The sequence below is a fragment of the Hahella sp. CR1 genome, from assembly GCF_029813005.1.
GTDB lineage: Bacteria > Pseudomonadota > Gammaproteobacteria > Pseudomonadales > Oleiphilaceae > Hahella.
In genome coordinates this window covers 403,774-417,210 of sequence record NZ_JAPELK010000004.1, presented here as the reverse complement: position 1 = coordinate 417,210, position 13,437 = coordinate 403,774, and the positions used below count along the sequence as shown (strand labels likewise).

Below are 13,437 nucleotides of genomic sequence, written 5' to 3'. Positions count from 1 at the left end.
ATCACGGAGGGCGCTAATGACGGAGAACCAGACGAACTTCCCCACACCGATCAAATTGTTGCTGGTGGAGGACGACGAAGACGACTATATCATCGCCAAGGATCTCCTGGAGCAGATAGCGCCCTCGCAATTCGAGCTGGATTGGGCCAGCAACGCGGAAATAGCCCGCGCCGCCCTGGCCAGAGACGAACACCATGTCTGTCTTATGGACTATCGCTTAGGCCCGGATGACGGCCTGATGCTATTACGGGAGGCTCCCAAGCTGGGCTTTCACGGCCCGATAATCATGCTTACGGGCCAGGATGACAGCCGCCTTGACGCCGACGCGCTTCGTGGAGGAGCCGTCGATTATCTGGTGAAATCCGATCTCAATTCCGCCCATTTGGCCAGATCCATCCGTTATGCGCTGGCTCGCCGCGAGATGGAAACGGAGAGGCTGGAAAGACTGAAGGCGGAAGCGGAAAACCGCTCCAAAAGTGAATTCCTGGCGCACCTCAGTCATGAGTTGCGCACGCCATTGACCGCCATCCTGGGTTATACCGAGCTGCTCATCGCGCAGGACAATGCGCCTGACAACCTGTCTTACCTGCAGATCGTCCAACGTAATGGGCAGCATCTGTTAAGCCTGCTCAACGACATTCTGGATATCTCCAAGATCGAGGCGGGCAAGCTCGAAATGGAGTTTGTGCGCGTCAATCTACAGGCATTTCTGGCCGACCTATACTCTCTCATGGCGGTATCCGCACAGGATAAAAACCTGCACCTGAGTTTTATCGCCGACTCGCCACTACCGGAAAATATTGAAACCGACCCTATTCGTCTGCGACAGATATTGTTGAACCTGATCGGCAACGCCATCAAGTTCACCGAACAAGGGGAAGTCACCGTACGCGTACAGATGGTCAAGGAAGAGGAGCAGGAGAAAGTCCAGTTCAAAGTGCTGGACACCGGCCCCGGCATCAGCCTCGCGGACCAAAAGCGCCTGTTTCAGCCGTTCACTCAGGTTTACGCCAACAGCATGCGCCGCGGCGAAGGCGCGGGGCTGGGACTGGCCATCAGTCGTCAATTAGCGCACCGGCTGGGCGGCGACATTCGCCTGAGCAGCAGACCTGGAGAAGGCAGCGATTTCACCGCTATCGTCAAACCCGGCCCGCTGGAAGGCGTGAAACGCATTCAACCAGACCTGGAAACAGGCGGCGCGGCGGAACCTCATGCGACGCGAACCCATCAAGTGCAGGGCCACCTTTTGGTCGCTGATGATCTGCCGGATATTCGCCGCCTGATCGGCCACCTGGTGGAAAGCGCCGGAGCGCGAGTCAGTTACGCGCAAAATGGCGCAGAGGCGGTACGCATCGTATCTGAGGCTGCGCAATCGGATAGCCCGATTGATCTGGTGATCATGGATATGCATATGCCCGTGCTGGACGGACACTCCGCTACCCGCGAACTGCGTCGCCGCGGCCACGAAACGCCAGTCCTGGCGCTGACCGCCGCCACCATGCGCGGTGAACGGGAACGCTGCCTGGCCAGCGGCTGTACGGATCATTTGAGCAAGCCGGTCAACGTCAGTCAGCTGTTCACACTGATTGAGCGTCATCTACCGAACACACAGACCAAGTCACCCTCCTTATTACTGGTGGAAGATAATGCAGACGCCAGCGCCGCCACCGCCGCCCTGCTGGAGCATTTGGGCTGGCGCGTACACTGCGCCGCAAACGGCGCCGAAGCGCTACAAATGGCGGAGCGGATAAAGCCTTCTGCGGTCGTGCTGGACTTAAATCTTCCTGATACTGACGGCTACAGTCTAGCCCGGAGAATACGCGACCAAGGCCTTACAGAAGCCCGCCTTATTGCATTAAGCGGCTATGCGGAGGATAAACGTCGCTCCTCAGAAGCGGGATTTCAGCATCACCTGATGAAGCCCGTATCCCTGGGCGAACTGACAGCCGTGCTTCCCGCCAAAAATTCGCTTTGACGCCTATTGGCGCTCCCTACATCCCGGCCGACTTGTAAAAGCCACAACAAAGCGGCCTTCCTTTTTTCGTATTTACACGACCTTCTTTCCTGCGCCTCACTCCAAGCTCCCCATGCAGACAAAAATCCAATATTTTCAACACCTTACAAATTCCTCCAAGTCTGGCACGACTGTTGCTCTACTACTAATGAGCCGCGGACAACCCGCAAGATGTAGATCCAAGGAATACTGAGGAGATCAATGATGACTAAATCAGAAACAAACAGCTTGAGAGACCTGGTAAAAGTGCTTAACGATGGCATCGATTTCTATACCGAAGCCAAAGACAAAGTGAAGAGCAATGCAGTGCGTCTGGTGTTCGAACGCATGTCAGCCATTCGCGAAGGCGCAGTAGGCCGGTTGCAGCCCTATATTGTCTTCGAAAAAGGTGAAAAAGAGACCGGACACACTCTCGGCGGCATTCTGCGCGAGCATTACGCAAAAATCCTGGCCGCCATCAAGGACGATTCGGAACATGTGTATATCGAGCAACTGGAGGAAGTCGAGGACAAAACCCTGGAAAAAATCCGCGACGCCATCGAAGAAGTGAAGGCTCCCGGCGTTCAAGCCACTCTCCAGGATATCTATCCTACTTTGAAGCGCTGTCACGACGAAATGAGCCGCCTGCAGCGCGCTACTGCGTAATCACTCGCATTAGCTCCCCATACGCCGCCGGGAGGTCTATAGCGCCCGTGCGGCGAAGTCGGGCAATAACTATTTTTCTGGCTATACTTCAAAGTATGACTGTATCCATGCTGGTAATAAGATATGGCCCAACCATCCCCTCTCCCCTATTTCCATGCAACCACTCTCAGGCCAGACATACTGTCGGACTTGCGTGAAAGTTTCGAAAAAAATCTGGTAGAGCTGGAAGCCGCGCCCAACGACGCCACACTGATCGCCCGTCTCTGTGCAAACTACGAAGCCATCGCACAGGAAATAAAGTTCGCCGAGATCGAACTGGGATCATTGATGCAGGGCATTTACACCATCATGGCCGGAATTGCTGACAAGCAATTGAACTTCCGCCCGGAAATCAGCGACCTGCTGTTGCTGGCGATGGAGCGCATCCAGGTTTGCGCCGTCGCTATCGATAACGGCAGCTTCGAAAATATTCAAATGGTGGAGAACGCCAGAATCAGCGATCTGCTTTGTCAGCTTCCCAAGACCGTCGCGAACGGTCGCAACGAGGCCATGCAGGAGCTTCTGGCGCTGCTCGCCCCGGAAGTCAGTGCGCAAACGGCGGGACGCAACGCGAATGACGTTTATTCCGAGCTGCTGGCGCTGTGGCGCAAGTACGATGTCCATACCAACGCCGACCTGCTGTTCTTCCTCAGTCTCGCGACGCCGGCTGAAGCACGGTCACGTTTTTGGCTGGGTAAAAACAGACGTGTGCTTTTACTCGCCCTGGCGATGAATCGGCACGCGCGCGAACCAGTAGATCCAGCTCAGCTTAGCGCCGCCGCCCTGGTGCATGATATCGGCATGTCCTTCCTTCCCCTCGATATCCTGCATAAAAGCAGCAGTCTCTCCGAGTCAGAAGACCACAGCATTCATAAGCACACCAGCGTAGGCAGCGCCTTGCTGATCAACATGCCTGAGTGGCAGGAGTCACGCCGCATCATTGATCAACACCATGAGCATGTCAGCGGCAAGGGCTACCCTATTGGACTGCGGGACCGGGAGATTTGCGATGGAGCCAAGATCATCGCCATCGCGGACGCCTTCGAAGCGATTTCTCACCCACGCATCTACTCCAGTCGCTATAAACGTCCCTTTATCAGGGCGGTGCTGGAAATTAACAGCCGCTCCGGCAGCCAGTTCTCACAAAAATGGGTCGATGTGTTTAACGCCGTCATCCGACCACTGAAATACGAGTTATACTAGCCCGCCTTGAACAAGCCGCACTCCTATGGAGGAGTGCGGCGCACGCTGATCGTCCAATCAGGATTTCGCTATTGACCACGAGAGCCCAACAGAAAGAGCGCACCCGCCAAGCGCTAATGAACGCCGCCCTGCAACAACTCGGCCCAGACCGCAACTTCGCCAGCCTCAGCCTGAGAGAAGTCGCGCGCGAAGCAGGCATCGCTCCCACCTCTTTTTATCGCCATTTCAATGACCTGGAAGAACTCGGTCTGGCTCTGGTGGACGAAGCAGGCATCACCTTGCGCCGACTAATGCGGCAAGCGCGTAAAAGGGTCGCCAAGAAAGGAGGCCTGGTGGAAACCTCCATCGATACTTTTTTCGAGTATCTGAACTCCAACGCCAACCTGTTTCGCTTACTGCTGAGGGAAAAAAGCGGCGTCTCGTTGCGCTTTCGCACAGCCATCAAAGCGGAAACCGATCATTTCATTACGGAGCTGGCGGCGGACCTGGGTCGATTTGGAGAAAATGGCGGCGCGCCGTTACGAGACCCGAAAGCAGTCGCGGATGCGCTGGTGGTGCTGGTGTTTAACTGCGGCTCAGAGGGTTTGGACGCCGACGCAGCGGAAAGAAAGCAACTGAAACTAAAACTGTCCACTCAGCTACGTATGGTGTTGAGAGGCGGACTTGTGCAAGAAAGGAAGCCTGGCGCCGCCAAAACAAGCGACCCAGGCGGGTGATATCAGCAAACTCAAACGGTGATGGCGATCAGCGGACTGAGCGCCCCGTGAATCTTCTGTTTGAGCGCCTGCGCATCCTGCTCTGAATAGGGCTGCGCCGGGCTCACGCCCCAAACCGGCTTCGGCCAGGCTGCATCCGTGGGAAAGCGAACGATATGGTGAAGATGCAGCTGCGGCACCATATTGCCCAGGGCCGCTACATTCAACTTATGCCCATCGAACAGCGCCATCAGCGTCTTGCCGACTATCGCCGACTCACGCGTCAACTGCTCTTGCGCCTCGTGGCCTAACTCATAAGCCTCGCGAACGCCTTCCACTCTCGGAACCAGAATGCACCAGGGGTACTGGGCGTCATTCATCAGCAACAGGCGGCACAGAGGCAAATCGCCGATCACTATCGTGTCTTTCGCCAACTGCGCGTGCAGCTCAAAACTCACAGCGTTTCTCCTTTACCTGAACTCAGGCTTCCGCACCCTTGCTGATACTTAGCCCACGACCAATGCCGTAATACTGCACGCCTTTACGGTGTACGCGCTCAGGGTCATACAGGTTGCGGCCGTCGAAAATCACAGGCTCTTTCAGCGCGCTGACGATATAGCCGAAATCCGGGGAGCGAAACTCTTTCCACTCCGTACAGATAATCAGCGCGTCCGCGCCTTTCAGCGCCTGCTCTTTCGTACCGCACAACATCAGCTCGTCTTTGTCGGCGTAAATACGCTGGGTTTCTTCCATCGCTTTCGGGTCAAACGCCTGCACCTTGGCGCCAGCAGCCCACAACGACTCCATCAGAACACGGCTGGAGGCTTCCCGCATGTCATCCGTATTCGGCTTGAACGCCAGCCCCCACAGCGCAAAAGTGCGTCCCGCCAGCTTGCCATTGAAATGTTCACTGAGTTTACGGAACAGCACGTGCTTCTGAGAGTCGTTCACAGACTCCACCGAAGACAGCAACTTCGCATCGTAAGCCACATCTTTGGCGGTGCGTACGAGCGCCTTGACGTCTTTTGGGAAACAAGACCCGCCATAACCGCAGCCAGGATAAATGAAGTGGTACCCGATACGAGGATCAGAGCCAATGCCTTTACGCACCTGTTCAATATCCGCGCCGAGCAGTTCCGCCAGATTGGCGATTTCATTCATAAAGCTGATTTTGGTGGCCAACATGGCGTTGGCGGCGTACTTGGTCAGCTCCGCCGAACGCACATCCATCACCACCATTCGGTCGTGATTACGGTTGAACGGCTCGTAGGCTTCACGCATCAGACTGACGGCGCGCTCACTTTGCACTCCCACGACAATACGATCCGGCTTCATAAAGTCGCCCACCGCATCGCCTTCCTTCAAAAACTCAGGGTTGGAGACAACGTCAAAATCCAAGGAAACGCCTCGTCTCGCCAGCTCATCGCTGATGGCCGCGCCAACCTTATCGCCGGTGCCAACCGGCACCGTTGATTTATCCACGACTACTTTATAGTCCTGCATGTGGCGCCCGATTGTGCGCGCCACGGTCAAAACATATTGCAGATTCGCAGAACCATCTTCGTCCGGCGGCGTACCCACAGCGATAAACTGCAAGTCGCCAAACGCCACGGCTTCTTCAGCATTGGTTGTGAATGACAGGCGTCCCGCCTCCACATTCAGCTTCACGATGGGCTCAAGCCCTGGCTCATAGATTGGAATCAAACCGTTTTTCAGGTTCTGGATCTTCTTTTCGTCCACGTCGACGCAGAGCACCTGATGTCCGACGTCCGCCAGACAGGCGCCCGTCACCAAACCTACGTATCCGGTGCCGAAGATGGCTATTTTCATGAGTGCACGTTCCTATTGCTTAATCTCAGATCTCTTTCTGTTTGTTCTGCCAGACCGCTTCCCAATTCAAAGCGGACTTAACGATGACATTCAGATCATCATGATCGGGCTTCCAGCCCAGGACAGATTTGATTTTATCGTTCATCGCCACCAGCGCGTCAGGGTCGCCTGCGCGACGGTCAACTTCCTCAACCGGGAAGTCTTTGCCGGACTCCGCTTTCACGACATCAATCACTTCTTTCACGGTGAAGCCGCGTCCGTAGCCGCAATTGAAAATATTGGAGCCGCCGCCCGCCTTCATATGATCCAGCGCCATCACGTGGGCTTTGGCCAGATCATCTACGTGGATGTAGTCACGGATACAGGTGCCGTCGCGGGTATCGTAGTCAGTACCGAATACTTTCATACCGGCGCGCACGCCCTGTACGCATTCACAGGCCACTTTGATCAAGTGAGTCGCTTCCGGCGTCGCCTGGCCGATGCGGCTCTCCAGGTCAGCGCCCGCCACATTGAAATAACGCAGAATGGTGTAGTTGAGGTCGGTTGCGAACGCCAGATCCTGAATCATGCGCTCACTCATCATCTTGGAAGCGCCGTAAGGATTAATCGGCATCAACGGCGTTTCTTCGGTAATCATCGTGTTCTCCGGCATGCCATAGACCGCCGCCGTGGAAGAGAACACCATGTAAGGAACTTTGTGCTTCTGAATCGCGCCCAACAGATTGAGCGTATTACGGGTATTGTTGCTGTAGTACTTAAGCGGATTCTCTACCGACTCCGGCACCACAATGTTGGCGGCGAAGTGCAACACCGCCTCAAACTGCCCTTTCTCGAACACCGCATCCAGCGCGTCTGTATCCGCCAGGTCCGCCTGCACCAGTTCGCCGTAAGTGACAGCCCAGGGGTGGCCGGTGGACAGGTTGTCGTACACTACGATGTCATGCCCGGCTTCGCCCAACTGACGCACTACGTGACTGCCGATATAGCCGGCGCCGCCTGTAACTAATACTTTCATTAATCCGTATCCTTAAATATTTTCATTGAGGTTAGCTGAATTCTTAAGAGGATGGCTGTTGCTTCCGTCGCTCGTCTTTGGCTTCAGAACGCCGGCGCTGAAAAAAACCACTGAGAAGTTGCGAACAGGGTTGTTCCAGCACGCCGCCGGTCCATTCCAGTTTCCAGTTAAAGTTATGCTCATCCAGCAGGCGGCTGCTACTGCATACGGCGCCGGCTTTGGGTTCATAGGCGCCAAACACCAGTCTGGACACGCGCGCATGCACCAGCGCGCCGAGACACATGACGCAAGGCTCCAGCGTCACATACAACGTGGAGCCCGGCAAGCGGTAATTCCCCGCTACCGCGGACGCTTTGCGAATCGCACTGATTTCCGCATGAGCGGTAGGGTCATGGCTGCGGATAGGCTGATTCCACCCTTCCCCCAACACCTGACCGTCCCGCACCAGAATGGCGCCCACCGGCACTTCGTCATACGCCAGCGCCTGCGCCGCCAGGCCAAGCGCCCGCCGCATCCAGTATTCGTCCTCATCCGGTTTCCCGGGAAACGAATCAAAACCGTCCTGCATATTACTCTTTCAACTTTACAAATTTCGCCAGGGACCTTCCGACAAAAAGGAGCCCTCAGGCTCCTTCTATATGGGGACAAATCCCTCTAGGCTATTCCGATTAACAGATTACTATCAGTGTGATTATTCCCACTCAATAGTAGCAGGCGGTTTGGACGAAACGTCATAAACCACCCGTGACACGCCGGAAATCTCATTAATAATACGATTGGAGATCTTTTCCAATAGTTCATAAGGCAGATGCGCCCAGCGAGCCGTCATAAAGTCGATGGTTTCCACCGCTCTCAGCGCGATGACGTATTCATAACGACGAGCGTCTCCGACTACGCCAACCGACTTAACCGGCAGAAACACTGCAAACGCCTGCGACACCTTGTGATATAGCTCCGCGTGATGTAGCTCTTCGATGAAGATCGCGTCCGCTTCGCGCAGAATATCCGCATATTCTTTCTTCACTTCGCCAAGAATACGCACGCCCAGCCCCGGTCCCGGGAAGGGGTGGCGATATACCATATCGTAAGGGAGGCCCAGCTCCAGACCGATCTTACGGACTTCGTCCTTGAATAGCTCACGCAAAGGCTCAACCAGTTGCATCTCCATGTCTTCCGGCAATCCGCCAACATTGTGGTGGGATTTTATGACATGGGCTTTACCGGTTTTCGCTGCAGCGGACTCAATGACGTCAGGGTAGATAGTGCCTTGCGCCAGCCACTTCACGTCTTTGATCTTGGCGGCTTCTTCATCAAATACTTCAATGAAAGTATGGCCGATGATCTTGCGCTTGCGCTCCGGATCGTTTTCACCCGCCAGCTTGCTCAAAAACTGTTCCTGCGCATTGGCGCGCACAACTTTGATGCCCATATTCTTGGCGAACATGTCCATGACCTGATCGCCTTCATTCAAACGCAGCAGACCATTGTCCACGAATACGCAAGTCAGCTGATCGCCGATAGCGCGATGCAGCAGCGCCGCAACCACTGAGGAGTCCACGCCGCCGGACAGACCCAGCAGCACCTTGTCCTGCCCCACTTGATTACGAATCTGCGTGATGGCGTCTTCAATAATGCGTCCAGGCGTCCACAGTTGCTTACATCCGCAGATATTCACCAGGAACCGCTCCAGCATGCGACGTCCCTGTAGCGTGTGGGTCACTTCCGGGTGGAACTGCACGCCAAACCAGGGCTTGCTCTCATGCTGCATCGCAGCGATAGGCGCGCTGGGCGTAGAGGCGCTAATCACAAAGCTTTCCGGCAGAGTCACGACTTTATCGCCATGGCTCATCCAGACATCCAGCAAAGGCTTACCGTCGTCCGCCACATGATCTTTGATATTTTCAAATAAACCGTCTTCGGAGCGCTCGATCTTCACCTGCGCATAGCCGAACTCCCGCACATTCGAACCTGCAACCTTGCCGCCCATCTGTTCCGCCATGGTCTGCATGCCATAGCAAATACCCAACAGAGGCAGATCCATGCCAAACAGACACTCAGGCGCACGCGGCGAACCCATTTCCGTCACAGACTCAGGGCCGCCAGCCAGGATCACGCCTTTAGGATTGAACTCGCGAATATCCGCTTCGCTCATATCGAAGGGGTAAATTTCGCAGTAAACGCCGATTTCGCGAACCCGGCGTGCAATCAACTGCGTGTATTGAGAACCGAAATCCAGGATCAAAATACGATGGGAATGAATATTTTCGGACATTCGAAGCCTTCCTCAGACAGAAACAAGGGCGGGGCCTTTCAGCCCCGCCATAGTTTAAAAAACATCTTTTCGGCGCCAGCCGCTATCACTGGGCGCCGAGGCGCGCAATCTCGCCTCGCGGCCCGGTTTATGAGCCGAGCCTGACGAGAATTGCATATGCGCCATCTTCAACCCGAGCGTCCCTATCCGCCTGAACGGTAGTTAGGCGCTTCCTTGGTGATCGTCACGTCATGAACGTGGCTCTCATGGATGCCGGCGTTGGTAATGCGGGTGAACTGGGGCTTGGTGCGCATTTCTTCAATTGTTGCGCAGCCGGTGTATCCCATAGAGGAACGCAGGCCACCCATCAACTGATGCACGACATTGGTCAATGGCCCCTTGCTGGCGACGCGACCTTCAATGCCTTCCGGCACCAGTTTTTCAACACCTGAACTGGCGTCTTGGAAGTAACGGTCGCTGGAGCCCTGGCTTTGCGCCATGGCGCCCAGAGACCCCATGCCGCGATAGGCTTTGTAGCTACGGCCCTGATACAGCTCCACTTCACCTGGAGATTCATCAGTACCCGCCAACAGACCGCCAACCATGACGCTGGAGGCGCCAGCGGCGATCGCTTTGGCGATATCGCCAGAGAAGCGGATGCCGCCGTCTGCGATCAAGGGGACGCCGCTGTCTTTCAGGGCCGCCGCCACATTCGCAATGGCTGACATCTGAGGTACGCCGATACCTGCGACTATACGGGTAGTACAGATGGAACCGGGGCCGATACCCACTTTGACGCCGTCTGCGCCAGCTTCCACCAGCGCCAGAGCCGCTTCGCCCGTGGCGATGTTGCCGCCAATCACCTGTACTTCAGGGAAATGAGTCTTCACCCAACGCACGCGATTTAACACACCGAGAGAGTGACCGTGCGCGGTATCGACCACGATGACGTCTACGCCAGCGGCGGCCAATGCAGCGATACGCTCATCAGTGCCTTCGCCAGTACCGACCGCAGCGCCGACGCGCAAACGCCCTTGCTCGTCCTTGGATGCGCGCGGGTAGTCCTGCGCCTTCTGAATATCTTTCAGCGTGATCAAGCCCTTAAGCTCGAACTCGTTGTTCACCACCAACACTTTTTCGATACGGTGGCGGTGCAACAGGTTCTTCACCGTTTCCATGTCGTAACCTTCGGTGACGGTGACCAGCTTCTCTTTTGGCGTCATCAGTTCCTGAACTTTCTTGTTCAGGTTATTTTCAAAACGGATGTCGCGACCGGTGATAATGCCCACCAGATCCTTACCGTCCACCACCGGCAGACCAGAAATATTATTGGCCATGGTGATAGCGCGGACTTCACTGACCGTGTTGCTCGGTGAAACAGTGATGGGGTCTTTCACCACACCACTTTCAAATTTCTTCACCGTACGCACTTCCGCCGCTTGTTGGTCGATCGTCATATTCTTATGAATAATGCCGATGCCGCCTTCCTGCGCCAATGCGATAGCCAAACGGGCTTCCGTTACGGTATCCATGGCGGCGGAGACAAGGGGGAGGTTGATCGTGATGTCGCGGGTAAGTCGGGTGGTCAGGCTGACGTCTTTGGGCAGGACTTCAGAATAACCGGGGATGAGGAGAACGTCGTCGAAGGTTAGCGCTTCTTGAGCTATGCGCAGCATATGAATCGCCTTTTTGCTTGCAAATAAGTTAATCGGACTATTATAAATTTTAAGGCATAATCAGTAAACTTACGGACTTCCCTAATACCCGCTTTTCTCTAAGAAATTCCGTATTTCGCCTGCAAATGGGCAAAACAAGCCACAGAGTTGGATAAAAATACAGCGTAATGAGCGAACTCAGCCCCCATTCTCCCCTTTCCGTCAGTGAATTAAACCGTCAAGTGCGCCGACTTTTGGAAGTCAGCTTCATGCAAGTCTGGGTGACGGGCGAAATCTCCAACTTCAGTTGCCCCAGTTCAGGACATTGGTATTTCTCTCTAAAGGACGACAAAGCACAGGTGCGCTGCGCCATGTTTCGCAATCGCAATATGTTTGTGAAACAGCGCCCCCGGGATGGCGAGGCGGTTACTTTGCGCGCCAAAGTCAGCCTTTATGAAGGACGCGGCGAGTTTCAGTTGATTGCGGAAGGTATGGAACTGGCGGGAGAAGGCGAACTGCGACGCGCATTCGAGGAGCTGAAACTCAAACTATCCCGTGAAGGGCTATTTGAAGAGAGCCGCAAGCGCCCATTACCGGCCATGCCCAAGCAGGTTGGCGTGATTACCTCTCCGACCGGCGCGGCAGTGCGCGATATTCTCACCGTACTGAAAAGACGCTTTCCTGCCATTCCCGTCTTGCTGTTCCCTGTACCAGTTCAAGGCAAAGAGGCTGGACCAGCTATCGTCGCAGCGATAGCGAGCGCCAACCGACTTAATGCCTGCGATGTGCTGATTGTCGGCCGCGGCGGCGGCTCACTGGAAGATCTGTGGGCCTTTAATGAAGAACCCGTGGCCCGCGCCATCGCAGCGAGCGCTATTCCCATCGTCAGCGCCGTCGGCCACGAGACCGACATCACCATCGCCGATCTGGTCGCCGACCTGCGCGCGCCCACGCCGTCCGCTGCGGCGGAAAAAGTCAGCCCGGACCAGGCCGAGTGGAAACACCGCTTTCTGGTTTATGAACAAAGGCTCGGGGCCGCCGCGCAGCGCCTGCTACGCCAGGAAGGCATGCGTCTCAACCAGCTTCGGGAGCGTCTCAAGCATCCTGGTCGGCGTCTGCAGGAATCCGCGCAACGCCTGGATGACCTGGAGATGCGTCTGCACCGGCAAGCGCAAAACCTGCTATCCGCCCGTCGCAATCAGTTGATGCATCTACATGACCGCCTGTTGGCGTCCAGCCCCAAGCAATCCTTAAAAAACCGCTACGCCACCGTGGACGCCCTTGATCACCGTTTGCAAACCGCCGTTCTGTCTGTGTTAAGACACAAGTCTCAGCACTTCGCCAAGTTGTGCGGACACATGGAAGCGGTCAGCCCTATCGCCACCCTGGCGCGAGGATACGCCATCGTCTCTGACGAAAACGGCCAGATTATTCGCAGCGAGAAAGAAGTGCGCACGGGACAAAAAGTCAAAGCCCGTCTCAGCGACGGTGAAATTCATTGCGAAGTGATCGCCCCCGCCTAGCTAAGAAGGCTCAGGTTAAACTCCGCATTGGCGCGACGAGCCCCAAAATAGCTTCGGAAACCGAGAACATATATAAGAAGGTATATAAAGGAAAAGCCGCAGGTGACAACCCGCGGCTCGATAAAGCGGCTCAGCCGAGCAAAAAGTGCGCGCGCGCCAATGCAATCGGGTCCTTTCGCTTCTTCTGCCATGCGCTGACGCTGACATTGGCGACGCGGTTGCCGCGACGGGTCAGCTTACATTCCGCATAGGTCTCCTGATACAGACCTGCACGCAGATAGTCCAACGAAAAGTCGACAATCCGGGGAAAAGTGTCGATCTCCAGGAAAATGGCAAGATGGAAGGCGGCGGCCAACTCCATGAAACCACCGATCACGCCACCGTGAATCGCCGGCAAAATGGGATTGCCCAAATTCTGCTCCCGCTTGGGCAGAATAAACACCACTTCATTACCGAAACGCTCACAGCGCACACCAAGGGTGCTGGCGTAAGGAATCAGTTCCAGAAGCTTGTTGTAGTCGCCGCTGCGGTGCGCCTGGGCGACGTGTTGCTGTAAAGACTCCATGA

Annotated in this window: 12 protein-coding genes; 5 read left to right on the top strand and 7 right to left on the bottom strand. The window is 55.5% G+C overall.

The genetic code is table 11. From position 1 onward, the window contains the following. The first annotated feature begins 16 nt into the window (after positions 1 to 16). The 4 genes from ONV78_RS12480 (at position 17) to fabR (ending at position 4,617) form a co-directional block, all read left to right on the top strand. Complete coding sequence (locus ONV78_RS12480) at positions 17 to 1,975, top strand: response regulator (RefSeq protein WP_279503459.1); 1,959 nt, start codon at positions 17 to 19, stop codon at positions 1,973 to 1,975. 240 nt (positions 1,976 to 2,215) lie between these two features. After that, positions 2,216 to 2,659, top strand: a complete 444-nt coding sequence (locus ONV78_RS12475; protein ID WP_279503457.1) for a PA2169 family four-helix-bundle protein — start codon at positions 2,216 to 2,218, stop codon at positions 2,657 to 2,659. Positions 2,660 to 2,782: 123 nt separating this feature from the next. Further along, a complete protein-coding gene (locus ONV78_RS12470) occupies positions 2,783 to 3,901 on the top strand; it encodes an HD domain-containing phosphohydrolase (RefSeq protein WP_216737255.1) in 1,119 nt (372 codons plus the stop codon). A gap of 71 nt (positions 3,902 to 3,972) precedes the next feature. Beyond that, positions 3,973 to 4,617, top strand: coding sequence for an HTH-type transcriptional repressor FabR (fabR, locus tag ONV78_RS12465; RefSeq protein ID WP_347815412.1), 645 nt, complete (start codon positions 3,973 to 3,975; stop codon positions 4,615 to 4,617). An 11-nt stretch (positions 4,618 to 4,628) separates the two neighbouring features. Here fabR and ONV78_RS12460 read toward each other — a convergent pair whose 3' ends face one another. The 6 genes from ONV78_RS12460 to guaB form a co-directional block, all read right to left on the bottom strand. Further along, on the bottom strand, positions 4,629 to 5,054 hold the full coding sequence (locus ONV78_RS12460) for an HIT domain-containing protein (protein WP_279503455.1): 426 nt from the start codon (positions 5,052 to 5,054) through the stop codon (positions 4,629 to 4,631). Positions 5,055 to 5,076: 22 nt separating this feature from the next. Continuing rightward, on the bottom strand, positions 5,077 to 6,426 hold the full coding sequence (locus ONV78_RS12455; RefSeq protein ID WP_279503454.1) for a UDP-glucose/GDP-mannose dehydrogenase family protein: 1,350 nt from the start codon (positions 6,424 to 6,426) through the stop codon (positions 5,077 to 5,079). Between the two features lie 25 nt (positions 6,427 to 6,451). Beyond that, positions 6,452 to 7,441, bottom strand: a complete 990-nt coding sequence (gene galE / locus ONV78_RS12450; protein WP_216737259.1) for a UDP-glucose 4-epimerase GalE — start codon at positions 7,439 to 7,441, stop codon at positions 6,452 to 6,454. 43 nt (positions 7,442 to 7,484) lie between these two features. Beyond that, on the bottom strand, positions 7,485 to 8,009 hold the full coding sequence (tadA, locus tag ONV78_RS12445) for a tRNA adenosine(34) deaminase TadA (protein ID WP_127969294.1): 525 nt from the start codon (positions 8,007 to 8,009) through the stop codon (positions 7,485 to 7,487). Between the two features lie 123 nt (positions 8,010 to 8,132). Continuing rightward, positions 8,133 to 9,713 (bottom strand): glutamine-hydrolyzing GMP synthase, encoded by a 1,581-nt coding sequence (guaA, locus tag ONV78_RS12440; RefSeq protein WP_216737260.1) that lies wholly within the window; start codon positions 9,711 to 9,713, stop codon positions 8,133 to 8,135. A 182-nt stretch (positions 9,714 to 9,895) separates the two neighbouring features. Then, on the bottom strand, positions 9,896 to 11,368 hold the full coding sequence (gene guaB, locus ONV78_RS12435; protein ID WP_253938356.1) for an IMP dehydrogenase: 1,473 nt from the start codon (positions 11,366 to 11,368) through the stop codon (positions 9,896 to 9,898). A gap of 167 nt (positions 11,369 to 11,535) precedes the next feature. Here guaB and xseA point away from each other — a divergent pair, with 167 nt between their 5' ends. Continuing rightward, entirely contained in the window at positions 11,536 to 12,870 is a 1,335-nt protein-coding gene (gene xseA, locus ONV78_RS12430; RefSeq protein WP_279503448.1) for an exodeoxyribonuclease VII large subunit, read from the top strand. Between the two features lie 130 nt (positions 12,871 to 13,000). Here the strand turns inward: xseA and ONV78_RS12425 are convergent, their stop codons facing one another. Beyond that, positions 13,001 to 13,435 (bottom strand): PaaI family thioesterase, encoded by a 435-nt coding sequence (locus ONV78_RS12425; protein WP_206618130.1) that lies wholly within the window; start codon positions 13,433 to 13,435, stop codon positions 13,001 to 13,003. Positions 13,436 to 13,437: the final 2 nt, after the last annotated feature.

Bases quoted from the DNA above. Each gene is read 5' to 3' on its own strand.
- ONV78_RS12480 (WP_279503459.1), top strand. From the start codon at position 17: ATGACGGAGAACCAGACGAACTTCCCCACACCGATCAAATTGTTGCTG.
- ONV78_RS12475 (WP_279503457.1), top strand. From the start codon at position 2,216: ATGATGACTAAATCAGAAACAAACAGCTTGAGAGACCTGGTAAAAGTG.
- ONV78_RS12470 (WP_216737255.1), top strand. From the start codon at position 2,783: ATGGCCCAACCATCCCCTCTCCCCTATTTCCATGCAACCACTCTCAGG.
- ONV78_RS12455 (WP_279503454.1), bottom strand. From the start codon at position 6,426: ATGAAAATAGCCATCTTCGGCACCGGATACGTAGGTTTGGTGACGGGC.
- galE (WP_216737259.1), bottom strand. From the start codon at position 7,441: ATGAAAGTATTAGTTACAGGCGGCGCCGGCTATATCGGCAGTCACGTA.
- tadA (WP_127969294.1), bottom strand. From the start codon at position 8,009: ATGCAGGACGGTTTTGATTCGTTTCCCGGGAAACCGGATGAGGACGAA.
- guaA (WP_216737260.1), bottom strand. From the start codon at position 9,713: ATGTCCGAAAATATTCATTCCCATCGTATTTTGATCCTGGATTTCGGT.
- guaB (WP_253938356.1), bottom strand. From the start codon at position 11,368: ATGCTGCGCATAGCTCAAGAAGCGCTAACCTTCGACGACGTTCTCCTC.
- xseA (WP_279503448.1), top strand. From the start codon at position 11,536: ATGAGCGAACTCAGCCCCCATTCTCCCCTTTCCGTCAGTGAATTAAAC.
- ONV78_RS12425 (WP_206618130.1), bottom strand. From the start codon at position 13,435: ATGGAGTCTTTACAGCAACACGTCGCCCAGGCGCACCGCAGCGGCGAC.